We start from the raw sequence: 23932 nt of genomic DNA, 5'->3' as shown, positions 1-23932 counted from the left end.
AGCCTTGAGAACGCCATGACGATCATTTCAATCAATCCCCATGACGGCGCGGAACTCGCACGTTTCCCCTCGCACTCGGCGCAACAGGTCGATGAGGCGCTCACGGCCGCCGCGGCCGCGCAGTTCCGGTGGCGCCGGGTCCCGATCCGCGAACGGATCGAGCTTCTGCGCGGCTTCGCACGCGTCTTGCGCGCCGACAAGCCGCGTTTCGCGAATCTGATCACGCGTGAGATGGGTAAGCCCATCGTGGAATCTGAGGCCGAGATCGAGAAGTGCGCCGTCACTTGCGACTACTACGCAGAGCACGCCGCGCGTATCCTCGCTGACGAGCAGACAGCCTCGAACGCCAGCGAGAGCGCCGTGGTGTTCGATCCCCTTGGCGTCGTGCTTGCGATCATGCCGTGGAACTATCCGTTCTGGCAGTTCTTTCGCTTCGCAGCCCCGGCACTCGCCGCCGGCAATGGCGCCATTCTCAAGCACGCCAACAATGTGCCGCAATGCGCGCTGGCGATCGAGGAGATCGTTCGGCAGGCCGGCGCGCCGGAGGGACTGGTGCGGACGCTGCTGGTCGATTCGTCCACAGTCGCAGGTCTCATCGCCGATGACCGGATCGCGGCCGTCACCCTCACCGGCTCGACGCAAGTCGGCGCCATCGTGGCGGGCCAGGCGGGCCAGGCCTTGAAGAAGCAGGTCCTCGAACTCGGCGGCTCGGACCCATTCATCGTGCTCGCCGATGCCGACGTCGAGGCGGCCGCGGCGGTTGCGGTGAAGGCGCGCTTCATCAATGTCGGGCAGAGCTGCGTCAATGCCAAGCGCTTCATTGTCGAGCATGCGGTGGCGGACCGGTTCGTCGCGGCTTTCGTCGAGGGTGTGCGCAAGCTGAAGATCGGCGACCCGATGGAGCGCGACACCCAGATCGGGCCGATGGCGCGCGCCAATCTGCGAAGCGACCTGCACAGCCAGGTGGAGCGAACGCTTGCCGCAGGAGGAGATCTCAAGCTCGGCGGGCAATTTGTCGAAGGACCCGGTTTTACCTATCAACCGACCGTCATCGATCACGTCACCGTCGAGATGGCGGCCTTCTGCGAGGAGACTTTCGGCCCGGTCGCCGCCATCGTTCGCGCGAAAGACGCAGACGGTGCGGTCGCGCTCGCGAATCGTACGGAGTTCGGGCTCGGCGCAGCATTGTGGACCGGCGATCTTGCTCGCGCCCGCAGGCTCGCGCGCGAGATCGATGCCGGCGCGGTCTTCATCAACGGCATGGTCGCGTCCGACGCCAGGTTGCCCTTTGGGGGCATCAAGAAATCCGGCTATGGCCGTGAGCTCGGCGTCTACGGCATCAAGGAATTCACCAACATCAAGACCCTCTGGATCGGGCCCGCCAAAGCCTGAAACTCTCTCACAGCAAAGGAAAGATCATGACGACGTCCACTGCAAAGCCTGCCATCCTGCGGCCGTCCGACATCCCGGCCCGCCAGCGCGGCGGCGGCGCCAAGACGATTCCGCTCGTCACACGCCGCACCGGCTCGACCAGCTTTATCAACGGCATCACGATCTTCGAGCCGGGTGCCGCTATCCCGCTGCACAAGCACAATTGCGAAGAGAGCGTCTTGCTGCTCGAAGGCACGGCAGTGGCGGAGGTCGATGGCATCGAGTATCCGATCCAGGCGGGCGACGTCACCTTCATCCCAGCCGAGGTCCCCCACCGCTTCCGCAATGTGTCGCAGAGCCAGGGCATGAAGATTCTCTGGACCTACGCTTCCGTCGACGCTACCCGCACCTTGATTGAGACGGGCGACACCCGCTCGATCGACGACGAGCACAAGGCTGCGCTGGCGACCTGAGAGGGCCAAGCCTCGCGATTTCAGGCGGACATGTTGTAGGGCGAAAGATGAAATCAGTCACCGTGACTTGCAATTGACCGGTGAAGCCCGAGAAACGAGATGCCGAATATGGAGGACAGCCTCTCTGCATTCCGCGCCTTTGAGGTGACTGCGCTTCTCGTCTGCTGTTCCTGAGGTACCGCAAATCCGGGCGCGACAAACCTAACCGCGCCCGGATCGTCCAGTCCAAAGCGACGCGATCGAGGCGGCAGCCGGCAGTTGTCACCCACTGGGCGCGCCTTCCTCACTGAAATTGGCGCGCGTCTAGACGAGCAGCGAGCTCGTCACTTCCAACCACGAGCGATATCGAGTAGGGCCGGAGCCGACAGCGCTGCGAAGGCGCCGATCGCCGCGACATTTTGTTCATTATACCATCCAGCTTGATGAAGCAGGTTGAGTGTTCCGATCGTCTTTCCGTTCCAGCGCACGGGATAGTTAACGGCACTTTCGCAACCGAGCGATCGGATAAGTTCATGATCGAAGAATGCGCGCTTGGTGTCCTCGTAGTCGTAACAGATGCGCGGCTTTCCGGTTAGTACGATCTCCTTATAGAAGACGCTGGACCGATCAATAGGCTTGCTCCCCCCAACGGGATAGGCCCCCGGCTGATTGGAATAATAGCGTTGATTCTGGCCGACATCCTCGTTGAGCACCAGGACGGTGAACAGCTTATGTCCGATCGTTTGTGCCAACGCCATGTCGAGCCGAGCTAAGAGGATACCAGGCTGCCCTTGCTCCGCCCCTGCTCGTGCGACGTCGTCTATCGCGGCCAGATGGGCTTTCGGATCAGATGCGAAATCTGACCCTGTCGCGGCCTGAAGCGGGTCGCATATCGGCATCGCAACAACCGCCCCCAATCCACTTACCAGTAAGCTACGGCGCGCGAAGAACGACGATTCGATGGACGACATTGTTGCTCCTTTTCCGTCGAAAGTTGGCCCAGACGTTTCCGCCTGAGAGGCGCCAACAGCCTTAGTGAGAACTTGAAACCCTTCAGATCAATCATGCTGGCGCGAGCCGCTCCGACGGACCACGAGACACCTTCCCGTACCGCCGAGCGAAACCGAGGCTTCCGAGCACGGTAAAGGCCATGGTGAAGAGCAGAAGTATGAACGCCAATGCCGCGCCCATGGGCCAGTTGTTGCTCCTTATGAACTGATCATACACAGCTGGCGCCATCATCTTGAACCGAGGACCTCCCAGGAGAACCGCGGTCGCGTAAGTGTTCATGCACAAGACGAATACGAGCGTGCATCCCGCGGCAACGCCCGGCAGCGCAAGCGGAAGAACGACTCTCCGAAAGACCACTATCGGGGAAGCCCCGAGATTGGCGGCCGCTTCCTCGAGTTGAAGGGGAATGCTCTCGATTACCGACGAAACGGTGATGATCATGTACGGCAATACCACCGCTATGATACCGAATACGACCGCTTTCGGCGTATACATGAGCTGCAGCGGGTGTGCGATCAAACCGAGCCGTGCAAGCCCCCAGTTGATGAGACCGTCGCGATCAAGCAACGCCATCCAACCTGCAGATCGGACCACGTTTCCGACCAACAGAGGAAACAGGGTGGCAATCAACACCACACTCTTCCAGCGGTTCTCGACCCGGCCAAGCCAGTAGGCCGCCGGAAACGCGATAACGAGCGTGATCGCTGTGCACAACAAGGCAACGCCGAGCGTCGTCAACACGATCTGCTGATAGTACGGATCTGTTGCAGCGCGGACGTAGTTGTCAGCGCTCAGCGCTTCCACCATCAACTGGGTCGGGCCGAGCTCGTTCAACGAGATCCGGAACATCAAGCACAGCGGGCCGACGAGCAGGCCGAGAATAAGAATACATGCAGGAACCAGCAAGATTGCCATGATCAGGCCTTGAACTGCTTGTTCCAGAAATCAAGCGTGCGTTGTGACCGCCCCGTCGAATACGCGTAGTCGAGCAGCAAGAGCCTCGTACGTTCCTCCTCGTTCAGGAGCACCTCCCGCGCCAACTCTTCCGGAAGGGTTGCATCGCGCACCGTCGGCGCGTAGCCCATCTTCTCGGCAAAGCCCGTTTGCGCCCTCGGGTCCAGCATTGCATCGAGATATGCAAATGCCTCCACCTTGTTCTTGGCGTTGCGGGGGACACCTGCCTCAAACACCACGGTAGGAGTTCCCCCTTCCGGCACAACGTGGGCGAGCGGGATTCCAGCCTTCTTCCACATGAAGCCGCGCGCGAGCCACATGACGGTGATCCAGACTTCCTCCGACTTGAGCGCGGCCGCCAGCGCCTCGTTGGACGGGTATATCTTCACGTCCAACGACCGCAGCTCCAGGAGCTTCTTTTCCGCGGGATCGAAATTGCTGACGCTGCCGCCGCCTGCGAGCGCAGCAGCAAGCGTGTTGGCGCCGTAGAGAATATCGGAAAGTCCGATCCGACCACGCCACCTCGCATCCCAGAGATCGGCATATGACCGTGGGGGGACGGGAATCTTGGTTGGGTTATAGAGGATGACTTGCGCGGAGTAGATGTGTGGAATCGAGCACTTCTTGCGCAACTGCCGGAACACCGAACCAAGCCGAGATACTTGGTCGGCTCCAACCTGCTCCAGCACATCCGATTGCGACAGCAGATACGCGTCCGTATCGGACAGGCAGGCTACATCCATCGACCCCCGACGGCTTCCGCGCTCCGCTAATAATTTAGTCTTCCTTGGATCGACATTGGCGACGTCTTGAACAACCTCGATTCCTTTGGCGGTGGCCAACGGCTTGTCTACCAGGTCGCCCAGGAGTTGGCCGTAATCGCCTCCCCACGTCCCGACCACGATCGGTCCCGCCGACGCGGCGACCGATCGAGAGTTGCCGACGAGCAGGGCAGCTCCGCTGCCACAGCTCAACGATAGGAACGTACGCCGAGAATAGCTCATCTTGTCTAGTCCTTCGCCGTTTCGGGAATCAGCCTTGGAGCTTCCGTGTCCCACGTGAGCGAGACTGGATCATTGGTCCGCACGGAGAGCATAGGATCATCCCGGACTGGCGTCGGACGAGTAACGACCACCCGCTCCGACTCACCCAGTAACACTTGGTACTCCGTATGCGCGCCGAGATACGTCACTGCCTCAAGCTGCCCTTTGATCTCTGCGTGGTGGCCAGGCTCGATTGCGATGCGCTCAGGCCGAATAGCCAGCGTGCTCGCCGAGGACGATTCATCCGCTCGTCTTCTCGACGACAGCAGAAGCCCGCCGCGCGTTCTGACGCGCTCGTCGTCTTCGCGCGTGGCCGGCAACAGATTGCAGCGTCCGACGAACTCAGCGACGAAGGCGTCTCGTGGCTCCTCGTAGAGTTCGCGCGCGGAGCCGACCTGCCGAACCCGTCCTCCCTCCATCACGACCAGCCGATCGGCCATGGTCAACGCCTCTTCCCGGTCATGCGTGACGATTAAGGTCGTCAGACCGAGGCGCTGCTGAAGCGACCGAATCTCGGTACGGACTTCCGCTCGGAGCTTGGCATCGAGATTGGACAGCGGCTCGTCCAGCAAGAACAACTTCGGACTAATCGCGAGCGCGCGAGCGAGCGCGACACGCTGCTGCTGTCCTCCAGACATCTGTTTCGGGAAACCGATCAGCCAGATGCGATAGCCTCACGAGACCAAGCGCCTCGGCGATGAGTGGCCCCCGTTGCGCGCGGCTAACGCCACGCATCTCCAGCCCGAATCCAACATTCTCAGCTACCGTCATGTGCGGGAAGAGAGCGTATGATTGGAACACGAGACCTGTCTCGCGGACATGCGGCGGGACGCGCGTGATGTCGTTTCCACCTAGCAACATCCGACCACTTGTCGGGGCAACGAAGCCGGCAATCATGCGCAAGGTGGTGGTCTTCTCGCAACCGGATGGCCCCAGCAGCGCCACCATCTCCCCCTGTGCGACCTCAAGAGTGAGCTCGTCCACCGCGATGGACGTTCCAAATTGCTTCTTGAGTCGTTCGACCGTCAACTTTGCCATCAAACGATCCTCGAGAGCTTCACAAACCGATCAGTTACAAGCATGAGCGCACCGACCAGGACAATTTGCGCCGTCGCCACCGCGGCGAGCGTCGGATCCATACGGAATTCCAAGTAGTTCAGCATGGCTACCGGCAATGTGATGCGTCCAGGTCCGACCAAGAGAAGCGTAAGATCCAAATTCTCAAAACTCTGGATGAACGAGAACATGGCGGCCGCGACGATGCCAGGCCGCATCATCGGCAGCGTTATCCTCCTAAAGACAGTGAATGGCCCTGCTCCGAGATTTGCCGCAGCTTCCTCGATCGCCTCGTCGAGACCTTGAAGGCTTGCGACAACAAGTCTGACCGTCCAAGGAATAGTGAGCATGGTGTGCGCCGCCACCAGACCGACCATTGTTCCCTTGATGTCGGTATCGAGCACATTCTCCGCGGCAACGTACATCATGTAGATTCCGGCACCGGTGACGACACCCGGAAGCGCCAAGGGTGCGAGCAAGAGCACGTTGATGCCTGCTTTTGCCGGAAACCTCGAACGCACGAGAGGTATTGCAGCCGCTACGCCGATAGGAACCCCAATTGCAGTGGTCGCCATAGCGACTTGGACACTGGTAAGAAGACCGCGTGAAAACTCGGGCCTAGCCCAGGCATTGGCGTACCAATGCAGCGTCAAGCCGTTTGCGGGAAAACTCACGATCTCTTGCGCAAAGAAACTTATAAGCACGATCATCGCAACCGGAGCGAACACCAGCAAATATGCACCGGCAACGCACGCAGCGAAGATGAAGCGCCCAAGCCTGGGGAAGCCTCGACTCATGGAACGAGACGATACCAGCCCTCGAAGTGCCTCCTCCGACATCAATGGACGATCTGACTTTTGATGTCTTTGGGAGCCTTGGTCAGAATTTCAGGCTTCCGCCCCACGACCACGGTGTCATCCATGCGGAAACCGCCGAGGCCGTAGACATAGATGCCAGGCTCTGCTGAATACACTTCATTCTCCAGAAGAGGTCGATGGTTGAACGCCATGTCGTGCGGGTACTCATGACCGAGCAACCCCATTCCGTGGCCCGTTCGGTGTCGAATGAAGCCGCCACATCCGGCATCTTCTATGATCTTTTGCGCGGCCGAATCGATCGACGACACCGGAGCATCCGTGACGGCGGCTGCTGCTGCGGCTTCATTGGCCGCGCGAGCGATCTCATAATATTTGCGCTGATCCGCCGAAGGCTCGCCGGCAAACCAGGTGCGCTCGTTTTCAATGACAATACCGTTCAGACGAGGAATGACGATATTGACCAGAACGTCGCCCTTGCCGATCTTCGCCCCGCACGAAGCGCCGTCGCCATGCGGAGACGCCGATGCGGGACCGCTTAGAGTCCAGCACCTCAAGACCTCCAGATTTGCACCGGGAAAGCGCCGCCCACCCTCTTCGACCATGCAGACCGCCATCTGGTAGTCCAATTCCTGAACGAGGCGACCCGGCCTTATGTTTTCTCGATATCGCTCCTGGATGTAGTCAGATAGCGATGCCGCATGCCGCATGATCTCCAGCTCCTCGGCATGTTTGACCCAGCGCATGGACCGCATCTCCTCCAGACACGGAACCAGCTTGAGTTCAGGCAACATTCCGGCGGCCCTAGCCAAGCTGGATTGGGTCGCATCAATGCCTATGCGAGACGCTTTCAATCCGCATCGGCCCAACAGATCATGGATCATCTCGGGAAGTTGAGGCAGCGAGAACCCACGCTCTGTCAGCTTCGGGTGCTCGAAGTAGAACTCGACGTCATCGATCCAAAATTGTGCACGCTCGCGGGCCATACGGACGTGGTGCGTCGACAGCTCATTCATGATCGCGCGCGGCTCTCCATCGAATGGCACGCAAACCAAAATCGGCCGCTCCCAAGTCTGCACGTCGACGTTGAAGTTCGTCGCGAACTGGAAGAAGTCGGCGGTGACGAATAGAAGGGCATCGAGGCGATTTCTGGCCATGACGTCTCGCATGAGTTTTCGTCGATAGTCCCAGACCGAACGGCTCAAAAACTTCATGATGCTGCCAACGCTCCACGTAGTACGATAGGTTGTCCCGGGTCATTGCCTTGATCAGGCGCATCGAGCGTGGCGATCCTGATCCGCCCTCGCGCAAACCTGCTCTCACATGACATTGGCATGATGGATGGGAACGAATGAGTGCATCCGGCGGACCCTTGCTGAAATCGGTCGATTCCTGCTTTTCTTAACCGAAGGTTCGCAGAGCGAGCTTCTAGTGCGCTCTTGTCCACGGTGGAGCGCAGAGATGGACTGGCCGTTTTGTGCTCAATGCTGCCGGATACTGCCAATTTCTGATGGCGTCACTTTACGGTCATCGTCAATTCCTGTTCGATGAATCCCACGAGATCGGTAGCCGCAATGACATTTGCGCGACCAAGGACAGGACCGGATCGATACCGATGGTCAAGTCTGCAATATCTTTCTTTGGGTGAACCTAGGTGATGATTTCAAAATCGGAGTACGCTCATCGGCTGGAGCGGCTGCAGGACAAGATCCATGACGTTGATGTGTTCATCATCACGTCGCGCGAAAGCATCTACTATCTCACCGGTGCAGGCTTCGAACCGTTGGAGCGACCATTCTTTCTGCTCGTACCAAGGAAAGGCGCTCCAACCCTGCTGACACCGATGCTCGACCACGACCATCTCGGGAAGGCGCACAATATCGAGCCGGCGAGCCTGATAGCCTATTGGGACTATCCGGCGCCGCGCGGCAGGGGGTGGCGCGAGGCCTTGCTGGATCTGATTGGTCCTTCTGCAGTGATTGGCGTGGAGCCTAGCCTTCGCATGGAGATTCGGACGGAACTTCCGGGAGAGGTCCGAATTCTACCTCTCGTCGAGGAACTGAGGACGGTCAAGTCACCGGCCGAGATCGATATGATCCGTCGCGCAGCGCGACATGCCGACGCAGCCGTGCAGCAGCTTACGGCCGCAGCCTACTTTGGTTCCACAGTTGCCGAAGGCATCGCTCGCACGCGGCACGTCACGGCAGCAATGATCCGAGAAGTCCCGGATTTCGAACTGGCCGATTCCAATGTTCTCATGGCCACTTGGGCGGCCCCCCGGAGTGCGCAACCCCATTCCATCCCTGCGCTGTCTGACAGAACCCTCAATGGCCCGCACGTGGCACTCGCGCTGACGCGCTGTAATGGTTACGCCGCGGAGTGCGAGCGAACTTTTTTCACCTCAAAACCAGGAGGTTGGGCGCTGGGCGCTTTCAAAGCTATGATGGCTGCGCGCGAGCTCGCAACGTCTCTCGTGCGCCCGGGCCTTCCGTGCGCAGAACTCGACAAGCGCGTGACCGATTTCCTGCGCGACGAAGGTTACTTCGGCGACGAAGCTCGCCTGCACCGAGTTGGCCACGGCTTCGGCCTCGGCAATCACGAGGCACCATGGATTTCCGAGGGAAGCGAGGAGATCCTGCAAGAGAACATGGTGATTAGCATCGAGCCTGGCATCTACGACAAACACGAGGGCGGCGTTCGTCACTCAGACACGATACTCGTCACCCGAGACGGCGCGGAAATGCTCACCAGGTTTCCCGACGGCTTGGATGAGCTGACCTTGAGGGGAGCGAGGCTTGGCTCTCGCATCCGTGGAGCATTGGTCACACGCGCCCTCAAAGTCTCGCAAGGAGCTGCCGTCAATTGAGACGACGATAGTCTCTTGGGGACTGGCCAACGACCGATTTGAAGACTCTGCTGAAATGCGACGCATCCTTGAATCCGCAATCCAGTGCCACTTCCAATATGTCTGCGCGGCGATCCAGCAGTTGCTCCTTGGCCCATTCGATTCTCTTAACGAGCGCGTATCGAACAGGGGATTGGCCGGTGGACAAACGGAATTGACGCGAGAAGTGAAACGGACTCATTCCGGCTTCCTTCGCCATCTCCTGCAGCGACACTCCGCTGGAGATCGTTGAAGCGATGAGATCCGTAACCCGTCTGAGCTGGGCCGGTCGCAAGCCGGACGTCGAATGCGGCGGGGTTTTCCGCGTGTATTGCTGTAGTAAATAGGCCAACAGAGCGTGCGTAACACCGCAGGCAAATTCAACGCCGAAGCGCCCGTCCTGCTGCATGGCCCACAGTAGCTGATTCCCGATCTGTAGAATCGTATCGTCGCGCGTATAAAGTGGATCGGCGAAGCGGATCCTCTCGTCGCTAGCGGTCATTTCCGCGACAGCGCTCCTTGGGATCATACAGTGGAGCAAATCGAAGCCGCTGTCGGTAAACCATTCTCGCTCACAATCCGGATCGACGATTCGCACCGAATTTGCGGGGATCGGGCCAGTCCAGATCTGCCGTCGGTCAATGAATGACCGGGCCTTCATGGGCTTCAGAACGAGTGACAGGAGATAATGGTTCGCTCGCGGAGCCTTCTGACTAAATGAATCGCCTGTCCCCATCCGCCGCCAACGGGCGAGCGTTATGCCGCTCTTCGGTAAAGGCGCCAGAAACGCGGCCGGAGGCATTCCCCACCTAGCGGTGATTTTGGTCTTAGCCTCCTCAGCAACTGATGTCATTTCCGAAGCTCCTACTTGTCCTGCGCGACCTCCGTGAGGTGCGTTACAAATGGGACGCACCTCACAGGTACGACCCCGTTGGACACCATCAAGCAAAGAACATGCCCCGGGATGTCTACTACGCAGGCTTCTCGGCACAAATAGGATATCCGCCAATTTCCGGCCATGGAAAGATGAATGCGCTTCTCACAAGCGCCCCCGGTTTGCGAGCCGATGCGAGCCCACGCGTCTGCCGCATCAAGGGGACGCAACCTCGTACCTTTTTACCGCCAACAGCCCACCCTTGATCAGAGCGTAAAGCGGACCGGCTGTCGGAAACAGGGTCTCAGGCGACGGATTGTCGATCCACGTTTTGCAACGCGCCACCATACTCGATTGTGTTCGACCACATGTGACGGCTGCCACCAAAACAAGGTCGGAACCGCCTGGCATTCCCCGTCGTCGTCGATCTCGTTGGAAAAGGCTGCACTTGGGTGAAACATGCAGCCCGTCGTTCTCGAACCTGTGATGCGCGGATTCGCAGTGGTGCTCTAGGACATCAGCATCAGACGGTCACTTGGAGCCAGTTGCTCGAGCCGCCGCCAGGACCGTTCAGGTCCTGTTGCCAAGTAAAGCGCGATCCACTCGGTGAAATCTAGGTCCTTCCCTTATGAGCCGGGGCCCTCTTGGTGTACCGATCCGCGGTCGGCTTGGCGCCAAACCGCAAACCGTCAATGAACAGACCCACCATCCGCTTCGGATCCGTGGGTTCGCCGCAGCTAGGCGGAACACACAGCATGGCGACGGCGTGAAGAAGTTCGTTTTGCTTCACCCCGGCCCTAATCTCGCCGGCGGTCGCCGCAGTATCCAGCAGCCGCTGAATTCCTGGACCTAGTTGTTGCTGAAAATAGGAGGGCAGCCCCTCCAGTGCCGGATCTCCAGAGTTCAGGGCCGCTGCGAGCCCCCGGTGGGCGGCGATAAAATCGACATAGTGGGACACCCATCGTGTAAGCGCGTCTCCAGCTGGATGGTTGGCCGCCAACACCGACAGAGTATCCACGCATTCACCGACCTCCTTACGAAACACCGCCACGACAAGGTCGGAACGCGTCGGAAAATGGCGGTAGAGCGTACCAACACCTACCCCTGCCCGCTCGGCAATCTCACGCATGGGCACATCTACTCCTGACCGAGCGAACCGCTCAGCAGCTGTCTGAAGAAGCAAATCGATGTTGCGCTGCGCGTCGGCCCGCAGGTGGCGCTTGGTACGCGCGCTGGCCGCTGCCTGCCGCTTCGACTTTTTGTCGTCGTGAGCCAATTTTACCTCTTGATAAACGGAACATCGTTCCGCATATGACAACCGGACGCACGTTCCGCATATAGCAAAAGACAAGTGGGTTTCCCACCCGCCAATAGGAGATAAAGATGCATGGAAAGCCCGTGGCTCTTGTTACCGGAGCCAACAAAGGAATCGGCCTGCAAATCGCAAAGGATCTTGCGCAAAACGGATACACCGTACTCATTGGTTCGCGCCGCGTCGAAGCGGGCGAAGCGATTGCCAACAGCGTCGGGCCCGATGCCAAAGTGGTCCAGCTCGACGTTACTGACCAAGCCTCAATCGCGGCTTCAGCCATCCATGTCCGCAAGGTGTATGGCCGGCTGGACGTTCTCGTGAACAACGCAGGCGTATCGCATGCCGGCCCGCAAAGCCGGACAGCGGAGCAAATCATGCAAGCAACCTATTTGTCCGGTGTAAGCATGGACGAATTGCGCGCCGTCTACGAGACCAATGTATTCGGCGTCGTCGCTGTCACGAAAGCGATGTTACCGCTCCTACGTGAGGCACCCGCGGGGAGAATCATCAACGTTTCAAGCATGACTGGTTCGTTGACGCTGAACGACAACCCTTCACACCCGCTGCGCCAGTATGCCGGAACTTATTCGTCATCGAAGACTGCCCTAAATGCAATCACGCAGGCGTTCGCTGTCGAGCTTGAGGGCACCAACATCAAGGTCAACGCGGTCTGTCCCGGCTTTACGGCCACTGACAACAATAAGTTCATCGGTCCCGGTACGGTCGAGGAAGCCGCGCGCGAGCCCATCCGAGTCGCTCTGCTGGGTCCGAACAGCCCTACGGGCGGCTTTTCAAATGCCCAAGGCCCGCTCCCCTGGTGAAGTAGACAGACGTTATTGGGCAGCCCGTCTGGAGCACGTCGGTAGCTCGTCGCTGATCTTGCTCTGGACGGCGGTCCTGCTGGAGGCGTCGAGACTTGCTTTGTCGAAGCACCGTCTTCTCGACATGGCGTACGCCGGATGGCCCGCCCCAGGCGGATTGGGGCAGCGGCCAAAGTTGGGGAGAAAGCAGGTTACCGACCTGCCAGCGATAAAGGAGGCGTACTCCGGAGCTACGGACTTGCTCCTCCTGGCCACTACCGCCCCTTCCATTCCGGTTTTCGCTTTTCTGCGAAGGCCTGCGGACCTTCGACTGCATCCACGGAGGCGAGCATCGCCTTCATTGCCGGGTAGTTCCATTCTTCCGACAGCCCCTCCGAAACGGATCGGGAAAGCCCGCGAAGAACCGCTTCCTTGGTGGCACGCACCGACATGGGGCTGCATGCAAGGATCTCGTCGGCCCACCGCTTGGCGGCGGCCATAAGGTCACCGCGCGCCACTTCGTTGACCAGACCGAGCAAGAGCGCCTCTTCGGCGCTGACCCGTCGCCCCGTCAACATCATGCCCATTGCTCGCTTGAGCCCGATCTCGCGAGGCAACCGCTGAATTCCTCCAGCGAGGGCTGCCAGGCCAACCCGCGGCTCCGGCAGAGCGAAGACGGCGTTCTCGGAGGCGACCACGATGTCGCACGCCAGCGCGATCTCAAACCCGCCTCCCATCGCCACCCCGTTGACGGCTGCGATGATCGGCTTCGCCAGATCAAAGCGCTTCGTTATGCCGCCGAAGCCCTTGGATGGAGTTGTGAGACCACCGCCAGCGGCTTGCTGCTTTAGATCGTGCCCTGCGCAGAAGGCTTTCTGTCCGGCTCCCGTGATGATCGCGACCCATTGTTCGTCATCCGCGGCAAACTTGTCGAAGACCGCTTCAAGTTCGGAATGGCAAGCCGAGTTCAAAGCGTTGTGCGCCTCGGGCCTGTTGATCGTGACGATCGTGCAGTGCTCCTCACGTGACACCTTGACATTTTCGTACGTCATTTCCGATCACCCTTTCGAATTCGGTACGCGGAATAACATCCTTGAAGCGGATCGCCGATGCGGGTCCGCGCAATCTTTGCAATCGCGAGCGATAAAATCTCACGATTTGTGTGGAGTTCTCGGAGCCCTCTGCCTCAAAGTCCTTGGAAGGTTGCGAATTCCGACAGGTCGGCGCGATCTGCACGCAGGCTGTTGATCGGATGTTCCGGATCCATGTAACCCAGAGCCATGCCGCAAAAGAGCATGAGATGGGGAGGCAACCCGATGAACTCGCCTACGGTTTTGTGCCAGAGCGCCCACGCTTCCTGCGGGCAGGTGCTCAGTCCCTTCTCCGCCGCGAGTAACATGATGGACTGCATGTACATACCGAGATCGGCCCATTGCCCAGGCTCCATCTGCCGGTCGATCGCAAAGAACAGGCCCACCGGGGCACCGAAGAACGTGAAGTTCTTTGCAAGCTGCTTGAGGCGCGCCGCTTTGTCCTCTCGCGGAATACCGATCGTGCGATACAGATCTTCGCCGTTCTTGAACCGCCGAGTTCTGTACGGCTCTTTCAATTCTGGCGGATAGATATTGTATTCCGACTGCTCGCCCATCGGATTGCTCTTAACCCGCTCGGCCATCAGCGCTTTGAACCGTGCGAGTTCTTGGCCGCTGAGCGCCCAGACGTGCCACGGCTGCAGATTTCCGCCGGAAGGTGAGCGGCTGGCGCCGAGCAGTATCTCTTTCACGATCTCTGCAGGGACTGGAGCGTCCAAGAACGCTCGGACAGAGGTCCGCGAATTGAGAGCGTCCGACACTTTCATGAGAGTTTCTCCAAATACCTAAATGCGGAGGATCGTCAGCCGATCCGCACGACCATCTTTCCGAGCGCCGCACGCGTCGTCATCGCTTTGAACGCTTGGTGGAAATCCCCGAATGCAAAGACCTTTCCCACCACAGGAACGAGCGTCTTTTCGCTCAACCAAGTGAATAGCTGCGCAATGACTCGATCTCGCACCTCCGGTTCGCGACGACCGATCTGCGCGAGATCGACACCAAGCAGCGCGCCCCCTTTCAGCAGAGGCAGATTGAATCGCAGCGCTGGAATCGTTCCGGAAGCAAAACCGATGACCAAATGCCTCCCATTCCACGCGATCGAACGGAACGCTTGCAGGCTCAACTCTCCTCCGACGGGATCGTAAATCACGTCGGCGCCGCGACCGTTGGTGAGTGCCTTAAGCTCGTCACGCCACCCGTCGCGCGTGTAATCGAGGCCTTCATCCGCGCCAAATTTGATGGCAAATTGTCGCTTCTCCTCGGTCGAGGCTGCCGCGATGACCCGGGCGCCCAGCAATTTTCCGACCTGAACAGCAGCGATTCCCACGCCACCCGCCGCCCCAAGGACCAGGAGCGTTTCGCCGCGCTGCAGCTTTCCCCTGGCGCTGAGTGCGTAGAGCGCCGTGAGATAGTTGGCGAAGAACGAGGCACCGACCTCGGGTTCAATGCCTTTTGGCGCCACGAAGAGGTCTGCAGCCGCCGTGCAGATATATTCGGCTAGACCGCCATTTCTGACCATTCCAATGACGGGCGTACCGGGCGGGAAGCCCTCAACGTCTGCGGCCGCCTCGTCGACGATGCCCGCAAACTCCGAACCCGGCGTAAACGGCAACGGGTCCTTGGTCTGGTACAGGCCCTGCACCTTCAAGCCGTCAACGAAGCCTATGGCAGCGGCCTGAATCCGAACGCGGACCATTCCCGCTGACAATTCCGGCTTGGCCACCTCGTTGATCGTGATGTTGTCGATATGGTCGTAGTTCTCAACCAAGACTGCTTTCATGACATCCTCTCGAGCGAGCCGATCTGGGGCGGCCAACAAGTTCACGCGATAGAGTTCGGGCACTCGGCAACCTAGAGCGCCCTGGAAATCACTTCCTTCATCATTTCGCTGGTCCCACCGTAAATACGTTGCACGCGTGCGTCGGCGTACATGCGAGCAATGAGGTACTCGTTCATGAATCCGTACCCGCCATGCAGTTGCAGACACTCATCGACAACCTTACCTTGCTGTTCCGACGCCCAGAGTTTTGCCATCGAAGCCGTGGCAGCATCCAGCGTGCCAGAAACCAGTGCTTCGACGCACTCGTCGACAAAGCATCGTGTGACCTTCGTGACTGTCGCCAGTTCAGCGAGCTTGTATTTTGTGTTCTGGAACTCAGCGATCGATTTTCCGAACGCCTTGCGTTCGCGGACGAAGGCGAGCGTGGCCTCTAGCGCACCCTCCATCGCTGCCACCGCCATCACACCGATAATGGTGCGCTCATAAGGCAGGTCAGACATCAGTTGATAGAAACCGCGACCTTCCACGCCTCCGAGGAGATTTGACGCCGGCACCATAACCTCGTCGAAGAACAGTTCGGACGTATCCTGCGCCTTCAGCCCGAGCTTATCGAGTACGCGGCCGACCCTGAAGCCGGGAGCTTTTGCCGTCTCGACCAGAATGATCGACATCCCACTCGCCCGCTCAGCCGGATTAGTCTTCGCGACAACAAGCACCAATCCTGCAAGGAGGCCGTTGGAGATGAACGTCTTGGATCCATTGATCACATAGCTGTCGCCGCACCTCTCGGCGCGTGTTCGAATGGATTGAAGATCCGAGCCCGCCCCCGGCTCGGTCATCGCGATGGCGCCGACCAGTTCTCCACTGGCCAAGCGCGGCAAATATTCGCGCTTTTGCGCCTCCGTCCCGTGGTTCAGCAGGTAGCGGGCCACAATTGTGTGCACAGACGGGTTCATCCCCGTCAGGCCGCGCCGTGACATGGCGTCGTACAAGATGGCCTCATGTCGAAAATCGCCCCCACCGCCGCCATACTCTATCGGAATGTCCGAACACAAAAGCCCGAGCGCTCCGGCCTTCAGCCAGAGTTCGTGCCCGACATTGCCTCGCTCACGCGCTTCTTCGTCCAGCGGCACCATCTCCTTCTCGATGAAGCGGGACACTGTGTCTCGATACATTTCGAGGTCAGAATCGAGCCAAGAGGGTCGAAAGTCGATCATGCGCCTTACTCATCATTGTGAACGAACGCAAAGATTGCGTTCAATGTCCCAGCATTGGCAAAATTTGGGCGATCGCGCAGGCTCGAATATCGAGCCGGATGCCCAGCTCCTGCCGGGCGACTGCTTACGGCCGTCCCGCGCACACCTGTCGACAAAGCCTCAAAATCAAAGGCGCTGTGCGAAAGGCGTGCGCGGGATACTCCGTCAAGTAATCAATCGTCCGTGTCGCCGTTGATCACGTCACCGAACAGCTCCCACTTCTCGCCGCTCAGGCGCATCAGACGCAGTTGACTGATCGGGGCAAAGTCGGTCGGCGAGGTGTTCATGTAGATCCCCGGCAAGAGCGCTTCGGTCCGCCAGTCCTTCAGGTTCGCAGCCTGCTTCATGACGTTCTCGCGAGTGAGATCGTCGCCGCACTGCTTCAGCGTCTGAGCCAGCGTCTCGGCAAGCGCGTAGCCGGTGATCAACAATATGTCCCGCTTGTTGCCTTCGGGATAGTACTTGGCGAGGAAGCTCTGAAACTCCTTCATGCCAGGATCATTGTCCCATTGCGGATCCGACGGATCCTTCAGGTAAGTGGCGGAAACAACACCTTGCGCGTTCTCGAAGCCGGCGGGCTTGATCACGCTTCCGATGGAAGAGGAAACGTTGCTGAGGATGTGCAGCGGCTTCCAGTCGATTTCGGTGATCTTCTTGATGGCCTGGGCCGCAAATTTGGGGGAGCTGATATTGACCAGCGTATCGGCGCCCGACGCTTTGAGCTTGACGATATGAGTGTCGATCGTCGGCTCGGTCGTCTCGTAGCTCTCCTCGGCGATAATCCGCGCGCCGAGTTTGTCCTTGAGACCCTTCAGATAATCCTTCCCGAGATCGTCATTCTGGAAGAACACGGCAACCTTGGCGTTCGGTTTTTCCTTGAGAATATACTTTGCATAGGCCCGCGCCTCGCTCTGGTAGGACGGCTGCCAACCCGTAGTCCAGGGAAAGTTCTTGGGGTCGTTGAACTTCGTTGCGCCCGCCGCGACGAACAGCTGCGGAACTTTCTTCGACGTCAGATATTTCTGGATTGCAGTATTGTTGGCCGTGCCCAGCGGATCGAACATGAGCAGGACCTCATCACTCTCCACCAGCTTGCGGGTCTGTTCGACCGCTTTCGGCGGCGAGTACGCGTCGTCATAGCTGATGAAGTTGACCTTGCGGCCGTTGATGCCGCCCTTGTCGTTGATCATCTTGAAGTATGCCGCCTCGACCTGGCCGATCACGCCATAGGCGGATCCTGGACCGCTATACGGCATGAGATTTCCGACCTTGATTTCGGTGTCGGTGGCCCCTGTATCGTATTTCTTCTGCGCAAGCGCGCCGCCCGAGGCGAGCGAGATGACTGCGGCCGCTAAGGCAGCCGCCCGTATAGTCCTTCCAAACATCTGAGGTCTCCTTGGTTAAGTTTCACTTCTGTTTGATTTTGGCGATCCAAGCTTCGCTTTGGACCACGACCTGCCTTGCGCCGTGGGGCACGAGGTAGATGACGAGGAACAGCAGCACGCCGAACACGGCGCCGGAGAGGCCCTTGGAGATCCCCTCTGCGATGTTCGGCACGAAGATGATGAAGGCGGCGCCGACGATCGAGCCGGGCAGCCAGCCGACGCCGCCGACGACCATGCCGAGGAACAGCTGGATCGCGAGCGTGATGGTGAAGCTGTCGGGCGCGACGAACTGCACCGCAATGGCGCTGAGGCCGCCGGCGACGCCGGTGATGGCGGCGGAGACGCCGAAGGCGAGGGTCTTGTAGAGCGCGACGTTGATGCCCATGGCGGAGGCCGCGATCTCGTTGTCGCGGATCGCCATGAAGGCGCGGCCCGAGCGGGAGCGCAGCAAGTTCACCGAGAGGATGTAGATCGCGAGCACGACGACGAGCGTGAAATAATACAGCCACATGTCCTGCGACATCTTCAGGCCGAACGGCGCATCGGGCTTGGTGACGACGAGGCCCTGCACGCCGCCGGTCCAGTGCTCGAGGAAGTTCAGCTTGAGAAGTTGCGGCATCGCGGTGGCGAGCGCGAAGGTCGCGAGCGCGAGGTAGACGCCGGAGAGCCGCAGCGCCGGCTGGCCGAACAGGAAGCCGGCGCCGAAGCACAGCACGGCTGAGACCGGAAGGCAGAGGAAGTAGGGGACGTTGAACTGCTCCATCATGACAGCGGTGACGTAGGCGCCGATGGCGTAGAACGCGCTCTGGCCGAGCGAGAACTGCCCCGAGCCGCCGGTCAGGATGTTCAGCGCCAGCACCGCGAGGCCCAGATAAAGCAACTGGGTCAGCTGGAAGATCACGAAATTCTTCGCGAACAGGGGAACGGCGATGAGAAGCAACAGCACCACCACCGAGGTGCCCGTGCCCAGCGTCATGGCCCGCTTCGGAACGGCTTCGACCGCCTCGTGGCCTTCGGCGACGACTTCTTCTGCTGCGCTCATGATCAAACTCGCTTGACGATGTGCCGGCCGAACAGACCAGCGGGTTTGACGACCAGGACGGAGATGATCAGCGCGAGCGCGATCGGGAGTTTCAGCTCATTGCCGACGCCGGGAATGTAGGTGCCGGCGAGGTTCTCGAAGATGCCGACCAGAAAGCCGCCGACCACGGCGCCGAACGGGCTGGTCAGGCCGCCGAGCACGGCCGCGGCGAAGCCGTAGATCAGCACGCCACCCATCATGTTGGGCTCGAGGAACACCACCGGCGCGATCAGCATGCCGGCGATCGCGCCGATCGCGGTCGCCATGCCCCAGCCGAGCGCTATCATCCAGCTGGTGTTGATGCCGACCAGGCGGGCCGATTCAGGCACCGAGGCGGCGGCGCGCATGGCAAGGCCGATGCGGGTGTACTGGAAGAAGAAATACAGCCCGAGCAGCAGCAGCACGGTGACGCCGATCATGCCGGCCTGGTGGGTCGAGATCAGCTGGCTGCCGAGGAACGGCGCGGAGCCGAACGGGGTCGGATATTGCTTGATGGTGAAGTCCCAGATCAGGCCGGCCGAGGAGTTGATGATCGCAAACAGCGCGATGAAGCCGGCGACGTTGGTCAGAACAGGTGCCTTCGCGAGCGGCTTGAACAGGATGCGCTCGATCGCGATGCCGGCGACGAAGGAGAACGCCAGCGTGATGATGAAGGCGCCCCAATAGGGCACGCCCCATTGCATCAGCTGCCAGGAGATGAAGGTCGAGAACATCGCCATCTCGCCCTGCGCGAAGTTGAGATGGTCGATCGCCTGATAGATCATGACCACGGCAAGCGCCATGCAGGCGTAGATGGCGCCGGTGGCAATCCCGGCCAGCACCTGGTTGGTGAACAGCTCCATCGTGCCGGCTCCCTAAAACTTGCCCAATTTGATGTGAGCTCCGACGGCGTCGGAGGTCCACCTCTCCGTTCGGGAGAGGTCGCGCCGAAGGCGCGGGTGAGGGGTTACGGTGTCACGGTGAAGCTGCGGCCCCTCACCCGGATTGCTGCGCAATCCGACCTCTCCCCGCCGGGGAGAGGTGAAGCGAGTGCACCGATACATTGTTGCCATCATCCGCTCCCTCAGTAACCCAGGTAGGATTTGCGGATTTCTTCGTTGTTCGCGATGTCCTTGGCATTGCCGGACATCACGATGCGGCCGGTCTCGATCACATAGGCCCGGTCGGCGAGCTCGAGCGCGAGCTGGGCGTTCTGCTCGACCACCAGGATCGACACCTTGTCCTCGCGGTTGATCTTGCCGAGGATGCCGAACAGGTCGCGCACCACCAGCGGCGCGAGGCCGAAGGAGGGCTCGTCCAGCAGCATCAGCCGTGGCCGCAGCATCAAGGCGCGGGCGACCGCGAGCATCTGCTGCTCGCCGCCGGAGAGCGTGCCGGCCTGCTGGGTGTGCCGCTGCTTCAGCACCGGGAAATGCGCATACATGCGCTCGATGTCGGAGACGATGCCGGCATTGTCCTTGCGGGTGATGGCCCCTAACTGCAGGTTCTCCTCCACCGTCATGGTGGTGAAGGTGCCGCGGCCCTGCGGCACATGGGCGATGCCGAACCGCACGATGCTCTCGGTCGATTTGTTGTTCAGCGGCTTGCCGTCGAACTCGATGCCGCCGGTGGAGCGCACCATGTTGCAGATCGCGCGCAGCGTCGTGGTCTTTCCGGCGCCGTTGGCCCCGAGCAGCGTCGTCAACGAGCCCTCGTTGAGCGAGAAGGACAGGCCATGGAGCGCCTGGACCTGGCCGTAATAGGCGCGCAGGTCCTTGACGTTGAGCAGCGTCGTCATTGGTCCTTGCTCCCGAGATAGGCCTTGATGACGTCGGGGTCCGCCTGCACCTGGGCGGGCGTGCCTTCGGCGAGCTTCTTGCCGAAATTGAGCGCGACGACGTGGTCGGCGATCGACATCACGAGGCCCATGTGATGCTCGACCAGCAGCACGGTCATGTGGCGCTCGTCGCGGATTTTGCGGATGAGGTCGCCGAGCACGTAGACCTCTTCGTGGTTGAGGCCGCCGGCGGGCTCGTCGAGCAGCAGGATCTTCGGGTCGGCCGCCAGTGCCCGCGCCAATTCGACGCGCTTCTGCGTGCCGAAGGGCAGGCCGGACACGACGGTGTGGGCGACGTCCTCGAGGTCGAGATAGGCGAGGATCTCGTGCACCTTCTTGTTCACGCTGCTTTCGCTGCGGCGAATCCAGGCAAGGCGCAGCGAGTCGCTGATGATGTCGCTGGAGGTGCGGGCGTGGGTTCCGACGCGGACATTGTCCATCACCGAGAGGTTCGGAAACAGCGCTACGTTCTGGAAGGTGCGGCCGATGCCGATCTCGGCGATGCGGTGCGGCGGCCGCGTCAAAATGCTCGCGCCATCCATCAGGATGTCGCCGGACGACGGCTGATAGAGGCGGGAGAGGCAGTTGAACAGCGTGGTCTTGCCGGCGCCGTTGGGGCCGATCAATCCGAGGATCTGCCCCTGGTGCATGTCAAAGGACACGCCGTTGAGCGCGACGATGCCGCCAAAGGCAACCGTCACGCCTCGAACGGAGAGCAAAGCTCCTTGATCTCTCATTTGCCTCACTTGATACATGCACTTCCCCAAACGCCGGCGCGGACCAGCACTCTCTTTTCAGACCGGGAGACCTTCGGGCTTCAACAATCCAGCGAGCCGCCCATGAATGGTGCCTCTGGCATCGGCAACGATCCGCTCGATCAGGTCCTTGCAGGTGGGTACATCGTGAATGAGCCCCTGCACTTGCCCGGCCCAGATCAGCCCCGCATCAAGGTCACCGGCCTCGAGCGCAGCGCGTCCCCTCGCCCCTGAGACCAATGGCCGGACATCGTCGAACGAGGCCTCCGGCACGCTTGAGATTTCAACGACCCTATCGGACACGCTGTTCTTGGCGACGCGGCCCGTGTTGCGAAACTTGCGAAAGATGAGGTTCGTTGCCCGTTCGTCGTTCTGAACCAGAAATTGCTTCACCGCTGCGTGTATCGGGGCCTCGACCGTCGCGCAGAACCGCGTGCCCATATTGATTCCGTCCGCCCCAAGAGCCAGGGCAGCCGCAAGACCACGACCATCGCCGAAGCCGCCACTGGCCAGCATCGGAATGGAGATCTTGTCTGCCGCAGCGGGGATCAATACGAGGCCAGGTACGTCGTCCTCGCCGGGATGGCCGGCACATTCAAAGCCGTCGATCGATACGACGTCGACTCCCATCTTCTCGGCGGATATGGCGTGCCGGACCGAAGTGCACTTGTGAATGACGATGATGCCGTGGGACTTGAACTCATCCACATGCTCTTGTGGTCGGGCTCCCGCCGTCTCGACCACCTTGATCCCGCTTTCGATGATGGCCTTGCGATACTCGGCGTAAGGCGGAGGTGTCACCGAGGGCAGTATCGTTAGGTTGACTCCGAAAGGCCTGTCGGTCATCGACCGGCAGCGGTCGATCTCCCGCCGCAGATCATCCGGCGTCGGCTGGGTCAGGGCCGTGATGACACCCAACCCGCCGGCATTGGAAACCGCGCTGGCGAGCTCCGCACGCCCGACCCACATCATGCCGCCTTGCATGACGGGATGCCTGATACCGACAAGCTCCGTGAAACGGGTTTGGAATGTCATCCCAACGCCTCAACGATGGTCACGTTGGCGATGCCGCCCCCCTCGCACATGGTCTGAAGGCCATATCGCTTGCCCCGAGCCCTCAGAGCGTGGACCAGAGTCGAAAGGAGCTTCGTGCCCGAGGCGCCGAGTGGATGACCAAGCGCAATCGCGCCGCCGTTGACATTGAGCTTTGCAGGATCGGCCTCGATCGCCTGAAGCCATGCGAGCGGTACTGGTGCGAAAGCTTCGTTGACCTCATAAAGATCGATGTCGCCGATCTTCATTCCGGCCTTGGCGAGAGCGCGACGCGTCGCGTTGATCGGCTCCTCAAGCATGATGACGGGATCGCCGGCGGTTACCGTAAAACCGACAATGCGCGCGATCGGCTTCAGGCCGTGTTCTTTGAGAGCCTTCTCACTAACGACCAGCGCCGCGGAAGCGCCATCGCAGATTTGGCTTGCATTGGCGGCGCTGACCACACCGCCTTCCTTCAAGAGCTTCACCGAGCCGATCGACTCCAGAGACGCGTCGAATCGAACTCCCTCGTCCACCGCGTGTTCGCCACTGTCGATCTTCAGCGGAACGATCTCGTTCTTGAAGGCTCCGGCCTTCGTTGCCTCTGCGGCGCGCCGATGGCTTTCGAGAGCGAACCGGTCCAATGTCAGCCGATCGAACCCGTACTTCTGTGCAATCATTTCGGCGCCCTCGAACTGGCTGAAGGATTCCACGCCGAACCGCTTCTGAATGCGGTCGCTGATCGGGCCCGTGCCAATGCCTTCCTTCTGGTGCAATGAAATGTTCGAGAACATCGGCACACGCGTCATGCTTTCCGCGCCGGCCGCTATTACGACGTCCTGCGTACCCGACATCACCGCTTGCGCCGCGAACTGCACCGCCTGCTGGGAGCTGCCACATTGACGATCGATTGTCACGGCCGGAACGGATCCCGGGAGCTTGGAGGCAAGCACCGCATTCCGTCCGAAGGCGAACGCCTGCTCGCCGGCCTGCGTCACGCAACCTAGGATCACGTCCTCGATGGCGGCCGGGTCGATTCCCGAACGATCTACGACCGCATTGAGTGTTTCCGCAGCCATGTTGGCGGGATGCCAACCAGCCAGCTTGCCGTTGCGCCTACCACCCGCGGTCCGCACTGCTTCGACGATATATGCTTCTGCCATG

Annotated in this window: 23 protein-coding genes and 1 pseudogene; 4 read left to right on the top strand and 20 right to left on the bottom strand. The window is 60.2% G+C overall.

Annotation, left to right across the window (positions count from 1 at the left end; translation table 11 throughout):
* Positions 1–15: 15 nt before the first annotated feature.
* Together ACWAT4_RS08580 and ACWAT4_RS08575 are read left to right on the top strand one after the other, a co-directional pair.
* Positions 16–1392 carry an NAD-dependent succinate-semialdehyde dehydrogenase gene (locus tag ACWAT4_RS08580; protein WP_212446755.1) on the top strand — a complete coding sequence of 459 codons (1377 nt, stop codon included), beginning with the start codon at positions 16–18 and terminating at the stop codon, positions 1390–1392.
* Between the two features lie 26 nt (positions 1393–1418).
* Complete coding sequence (locus ACWAT4_RS08575) at positions 1419–1844, top strand: cupin domain-containing protein (RefSeq protein ID WP_212427143.1); 426 nt, start codon at positions 1419–1421, stop codon at positions 1842–1844.
* 323 nt (positions 1845–2167) lie between these two features.
* On the opposite strand, the gene ACWAT4_RS08570 is transcribed toward ACWAT4_RS08575, so the two are convergent.
* From ACWAT4_RS08570 to ACWAT4_RS08540, 7 genes and pseudogenes are all read right to left on the bottom strand, one after another.
* Entirely contained in the window at positions 2168–2794 is a 627-nt protein-coding gene (locus tag ACWAT4_RS08570; RefSeq protein ID WP_212427142.1) for a GAF domain-containing protein, read from the bottom strand.
* Between the two features lie 91 nt (positions 2795–2885).
* Positions 2886–3749, bottom strand: a complete 864-nt coding sequence (locus ACWAT4_RS08565; protein WP_449730344.1) for an ABC transporter permease — start codon at positions 3747–3749, stop codon at positions 2886–2888.
* Between the two features lie 2 nt (positions 3750–3751).
* The gene (locus ACWAT4_RS08560) at positions 3752–4792 is read right to left on the bottom strand and encodes an extracellular solute-binding protein (RefSeq protein WP_449730343.1); all 1041 of its coding nucleotides are present in this window, start codon (positions 4790–4792) and stop codon (positions 3752–3754) included.
* Between the two features lie 5 nt (positions 4793–4797).
* Positions 4798–5403, bottom strand: coding sequence for an ABC transporter ATP-binding protein (locus tag ACWAT4_RS08555; RefSeq protein ID WP_449731185.1), 606 nt, complete (start codon positions 5401–5403; stop codon positions 4798–4800).
* Positions 5404–5445: 42 nt separating this feature from the next.
* A pseudogene (locus ACWAT4_RS08550) lies at positions 5446–5779 on the bottom strand (ABC transporter ATP-binding protein); the annotation flags it as partial.
* A gap of 89 nt (positions 5780–5868) precedes the next feature.
* Positions 5869–6684, bottom strand: a complete 816-nt coding sequence (locus tag ACWAT4_RS08545; protein WP_212446839.1) for an ABC transporter permease — start codon at positions 6682–6684, stop codon at positions 5869–5871.
* A gap of 41 nt (positions 6685–6725) precedes the next feature.
* Positions 6726–7916, bottom strand: coding sequence for a M24 family metallopeptidase (locus ACWAT4_RS08540; RefSeq protein WP_212427138.1), 1191 nt, complete (start codon positions 7914–7916; stop codon positions 6726–6728).
* A gap of 443 nt (positions 7917–8359) precedes the next feature.
* On the opposite strand from ACWAT4_RS08540, the gene ACWAT4_RS08535 reads away from it, so the two are divergent.
* Positions 8360–9568, top strand: coding sequence for a M24 family metallopeptidase (locus ACWAT4_RS08535; RefSeq protein ID WP_249149416.1), 1209 nt, complete (start codon positions 8360–8362; stop codon positions 9566–9568).
* Here the strand turns inward: ACWAT4_RS08535 and ACWAT4_RS08530 are convergent.
* Together ACWAT4_RS08530 and ACWAT4_RS08525 are read right to left on the bottom strand one after the other, a co-directional pair.
* Complete coding sequence (locus ACWAT4_RS08530) at positions 9561–10439, bottom strand: helix-turn-helix domain-containing protein (protein ID WP_212427136.1); 879 nt, start codon at positions 10437–10439, stop codon at positions 9561–9563. The genes ACWAT4_RS08535 and ACWAT4_RS08530 overlap by 8 nt on opposite strands.
* Positions 10440–11073: 634 nt before the next feature.
* Positions 11074–11736 (bottom strand): TetR/AcrR family transcriptional regulator, encoded by a 663-nt coding sequence (locus ACWAT4_RS08525; RefSeq protein ID WP_212446749.1) that lies wholly within the window; start codon positions 11734–11736, stop codon positions 11074–11076.
* 107 nt (positions 11737–11843) lie between these two features.
* On the opposite strand from ACWAT4_RS08525, the gene ACWAT4_RS08520 reads away from it, so the two are divergent.
* Entirely contained in the window at positions 11844–12593 is a 750-nt protein-coding gene (locus tag ACWAT4_RS08520; protein ID WP_449730342.1) for an SDR family oxidoreductase, read from the top strand.
* Between the two features lie 254 nt (positions 12594–12847).
* On the opposite strand, the gene ACWAT4_RS08515 is transcribed toward ACWAT4_RS08520, so the two are convergent.
* The 11 genes from ACWAT4_RS08515 to ACWAT4_RS08465 form a co-directional block, all read right to left on the bottom strand.
* On the bottom strand, positions 12848–13624 hold the full coding sequence (locus ACWAT4_RS08515) for an enoyl-CoA hydratase-related protein (RefSeq protein WP_212427133.1): 777 nt from the start codon (positions 13622–13624) through the stop codon (positions 12848–12850).
* A gap of 134 nt (positions 13625–13758) precedes the next feature.
* On the bottom strand, positions 13759–14430 hold the full coding sequence (locus ACWAT4_RS08510; RefSeq protein WP_449730341.1) for a nitroreductase: 672 nt from the start codon (positions 14428–14430) through the stop codon (positions 13759–13761).
* A 35-nt stretch (positions 14431–14465) separates the two neighbouring features.
* Positions 14466–15443: an NADPH:quinone oxidoreductase family protein gene (locus ACWAT4_RS08505; RefSeq protein ID WP_449730340.1), complete on the bottom strand. Its 978-nt coding sequence runs from the start codon at positions 15441–15443 to the stop codon at positions 14466–14468.
* Positions 15444–15514: 71 nt separating this feature from the next.
* Positions 15515–16660, bottom strand: a complete 1146-nt coding sequence (locus ACWAT4_RS08500) for an acyl-CoA dehydrogenase family protein (protein WP_449730339.1) — start codon at positions 16658–16660, stop codon at positions 15515–15517.
* A gap of 212 nt (positions 16661–16872) precedes the next feature.
* A complete protein-coding gene (locus ACWAT4_RS08495) occupies positions 16873–18084 on the bottom strand; it encodes an ABC transporter substrate-binding protein (RefSeq protein WP_449730338.1) in 1212 nt (403 codons plus the stop codon).
* Between the two features lie 22 nt (positions 18085–18106).
* Entirely contained in the window at positions 18107–19126 is a 1020-nt protein-coding gene (locus ACWAT4_RS08490; protein WP_212427129.1) for a branched-chain amino acid ABC transporter permease, read from the bottom strand.
* A 2-nt stretch (positions 19127–19128) separates the two neighbouring features.
* Positions 19129–20007, bottom strand: coding sequence for a branched-chain amino acid ABC transporter permease (locus tag ACWAT4_RS08485; RefSeq protein ID WP_212298423.1), 879 nt, complete (start codon positions 20005–20007; stop codon positions 19129–19131).
* Between the two features lie 221 nt (positions 20008–20228).
* Positions 20229–20942, bottom strand: coding sequence for an ABC transporter ATP-binding protein (locus tag ACWAT4_RS08480; RefSeq protein WP_449730337.1), 714 nt, complete (start codon positions 20940–20942; stop codon positions 20229–20231).
* Positions 20939–21718 carry an ABC transporter ATP-binding protein gene (locus ACWAT4_RS08475; RefSeq protein WP_449730336.1) on the bottom strand — a complete coding sequence of 260 codons (780 nt, stop codon included), beginning with the start codon at positions 21716–21718 and terminating at the stop codon, positions 20939–20941. The genes ACWAT4_RS08480 and ACWAT4_RS08475 overlap by 4 nt, the downstream gene beginning before the upstream one ends.
* Before the next feature lie 57 nt (positions 21719–21775).
* Complete coding sequence (locus ACWAT4_RS08470) at positions 21776–22771, bottom strand: NAD(P)H-dependent flavin oxidoreductase (protein ID WP_449730335.1); 996 nt, start codon at positions 22769–22771, stop codon at positions 21776–21778.
* Positions 22768–23931, bottom strand: a complete 1164-nt coding sequence (locus ACWAT4_RS08465) for an acetyl-CoA C-acetyltransferase (RefSeq protein WP_212428583.1) — start codon at positions 23929–23931, stop codon at positions 22768–22770. The genes ACWAT4_RS08470 and ACWAT4_RS08465 overlap by 4 nt, the downstream gene beginning before the upstream one ends.
* Position 23932 lies beyond the last annotated feature (1 nt).

This window comes from Bradyrhizobium sp. T-1 (genome assembly GCF_053592855.1).
This window is presented reverse-complemented; position numbering and strand designations above follow the sequence as displayed.

What these genes read in the sequence shown, in the direction of transcription:
- ACWAT4_RS08580 (WP_212446755.1), top strand. Translation starts at nt 16, where the DNA reads ATGACGATCATTTCAATCAATCCCCATGACGGCGCGGAACTCGCACGT.
- ACWAT4_RS08575 (WP_212427143.1), top strand. Translation starts at nt 1,419, where the DNA reads ATGACGACGTCCACTGCAAAGCCTGCCATCCTGCGGCCGTCCGACATC.
- ACWAT4_RS08570 (WP_212427142.1), bottom strand. Translation starts at nt 2,794, where the DNA reads ATGTCGTCCATCGAATCGTCGTTCTTCGCGCGCCGTAGCTTACTGGTA.
- ACWAT4_RS08565 (WP_449730344.1), bottom strand. Translation starts at nt 3,749, where the DNA reads ATGGCAATCTTGCTGGTTCCTGCATGTATTCTTATTCTCGGCCTGCTC.
- ACWAT4_RS08560 (WP_449730343.1), bottom strand. Translation starts at nt 4,792, where the DNA reads ATGAGCTATTCTCGGCGTACGTTCCTATCGTTGAGCTGTGGCAGCGGA.
- ACWAT4_RS08545 (WP_212446839.1), bottom strand. Translation starts at nt 6,684, where the DNA reads ATGAGTCGAGGCTTCCCCAGGCTTGGGCGCTTCATCTTCGCTGCGTGC.
- ACWAT4_RS08540 (WP_212427138.1), bottom strand. Translation starts at nt 7,916, where the DNA reads ATGAAGTTTTTGAGCCGTTCGGTCTGGGACTATCGACGAAAACTCATG.
- ACWAT4_RS08535 (WP_249149416.1), top strand. Translation starts at nt 8,360, where the DNA reads ATGATTTCAAAATCGGAGTACGCTCATCGGCTGGAGCGGCTGCAGGAC.
- ACWAT4_RS08530 (WP_212427136.1), bottom strand. Translation starts at nt 10,439, where the DNA reads ATGACATCAGTTGCTGAGGAGGCTAAGACCAAAATCACCGCTAGGTGG.
- ACWAT4_RS08520 (WP_449730342.1), top strand. Translation starts at nt 11,844, where the DNA reads ATGCATGGAAAGCCCGTGGCTCTTGTTACCGGAGCCAACAAAGGAATC.
- ACWAT4_RS08515 (WP_212427133.1), bottom strand. Translation starts at nt 13,624, where the DNA reads ATGACGTACGAAAATGTCAAGGTGTCACGTGAGGAGCACTGCACGATC.
- ACWAT4_RS08510 (WP_449730341.1), bottom strand. Translation starts at nt 14,430, where the DNA reads ATGAAAGTGTCGGACGCTCTCAATTCGCGGACCTCTGTCCGAGCGTTC.
- ACWAT4_RS08505 (WP_449730340.1), bottom strand. Translation starts at nt 15,443, where the DNA reads ATGAAAGCAGTCTTGGTTGAGAACTACGACCATATCGACAACATCACG.
- ACWAT4_RS08500 (WP_449730339.1), bottom strand. Translation starts at nt 16,660, where the DNA reads ATGATCGACTTTCGACCCTCTTGGCTCGATTCTGACCTCGAAATGTAT.
- ACWAT4_RS08495 (WP_449730338.1), bottom strand. Translation starts at nt 18,084, where the DNA reads ATGTTTGGAAGGACTATACGGGCGGCTGCCTTAGCGGCCGCAGTCATC.
- ACWAT4_RS08490 (WP_212427129.1), bottom strand. Translation starts at nt 19,126, where the DNA reads ATGAGCGCAGCAGAAGAAGTCGTCGCCGAAGGCCACGAGGCGGTCGAA.
- ACWAT4_RS08485 (WP_212298423.1), bottom strand. Translation starts at nt 20,007, where the DNA reads ATGGAGCTGTTCACCAACCAGGTGCTGGCCGGGATTGCCACCGGCGCC.
- ACWAT4_RS08480 (WP_449730337.1), bottom strand. Translation starts at nt 20,942, where the DNA reads ATGACGACGCTGCTCAACGTCAAGGACCTGCGCGCCTATTACGGCCAG.
- ACWAT4_RS08475 (WP_449730336.1), bottom strand. Translation starts at nt 21,718, where the DNA reads ATGAGAGATCAAGGAGCTTTGCTCTCCGTTCGAGGCGTGACGGTTGCC.
- ACWAT4_RS08470 (WP_449730335.1), bottom strand. Translation starts at nt 22,771, where the DNA reads ATGACATTCCAAACCCGTTTCACGGAGCTTGTCGGTATCAGGCATCCC.
- ACWAT4_RS08465 (WP_212428583.1), bottom strand. Translation starts at nt 23,931, where the DNA reads ATGGCAGAAGCATATATCGTCGAAGCAGTGCGGACCGCGGGTGGTAGG.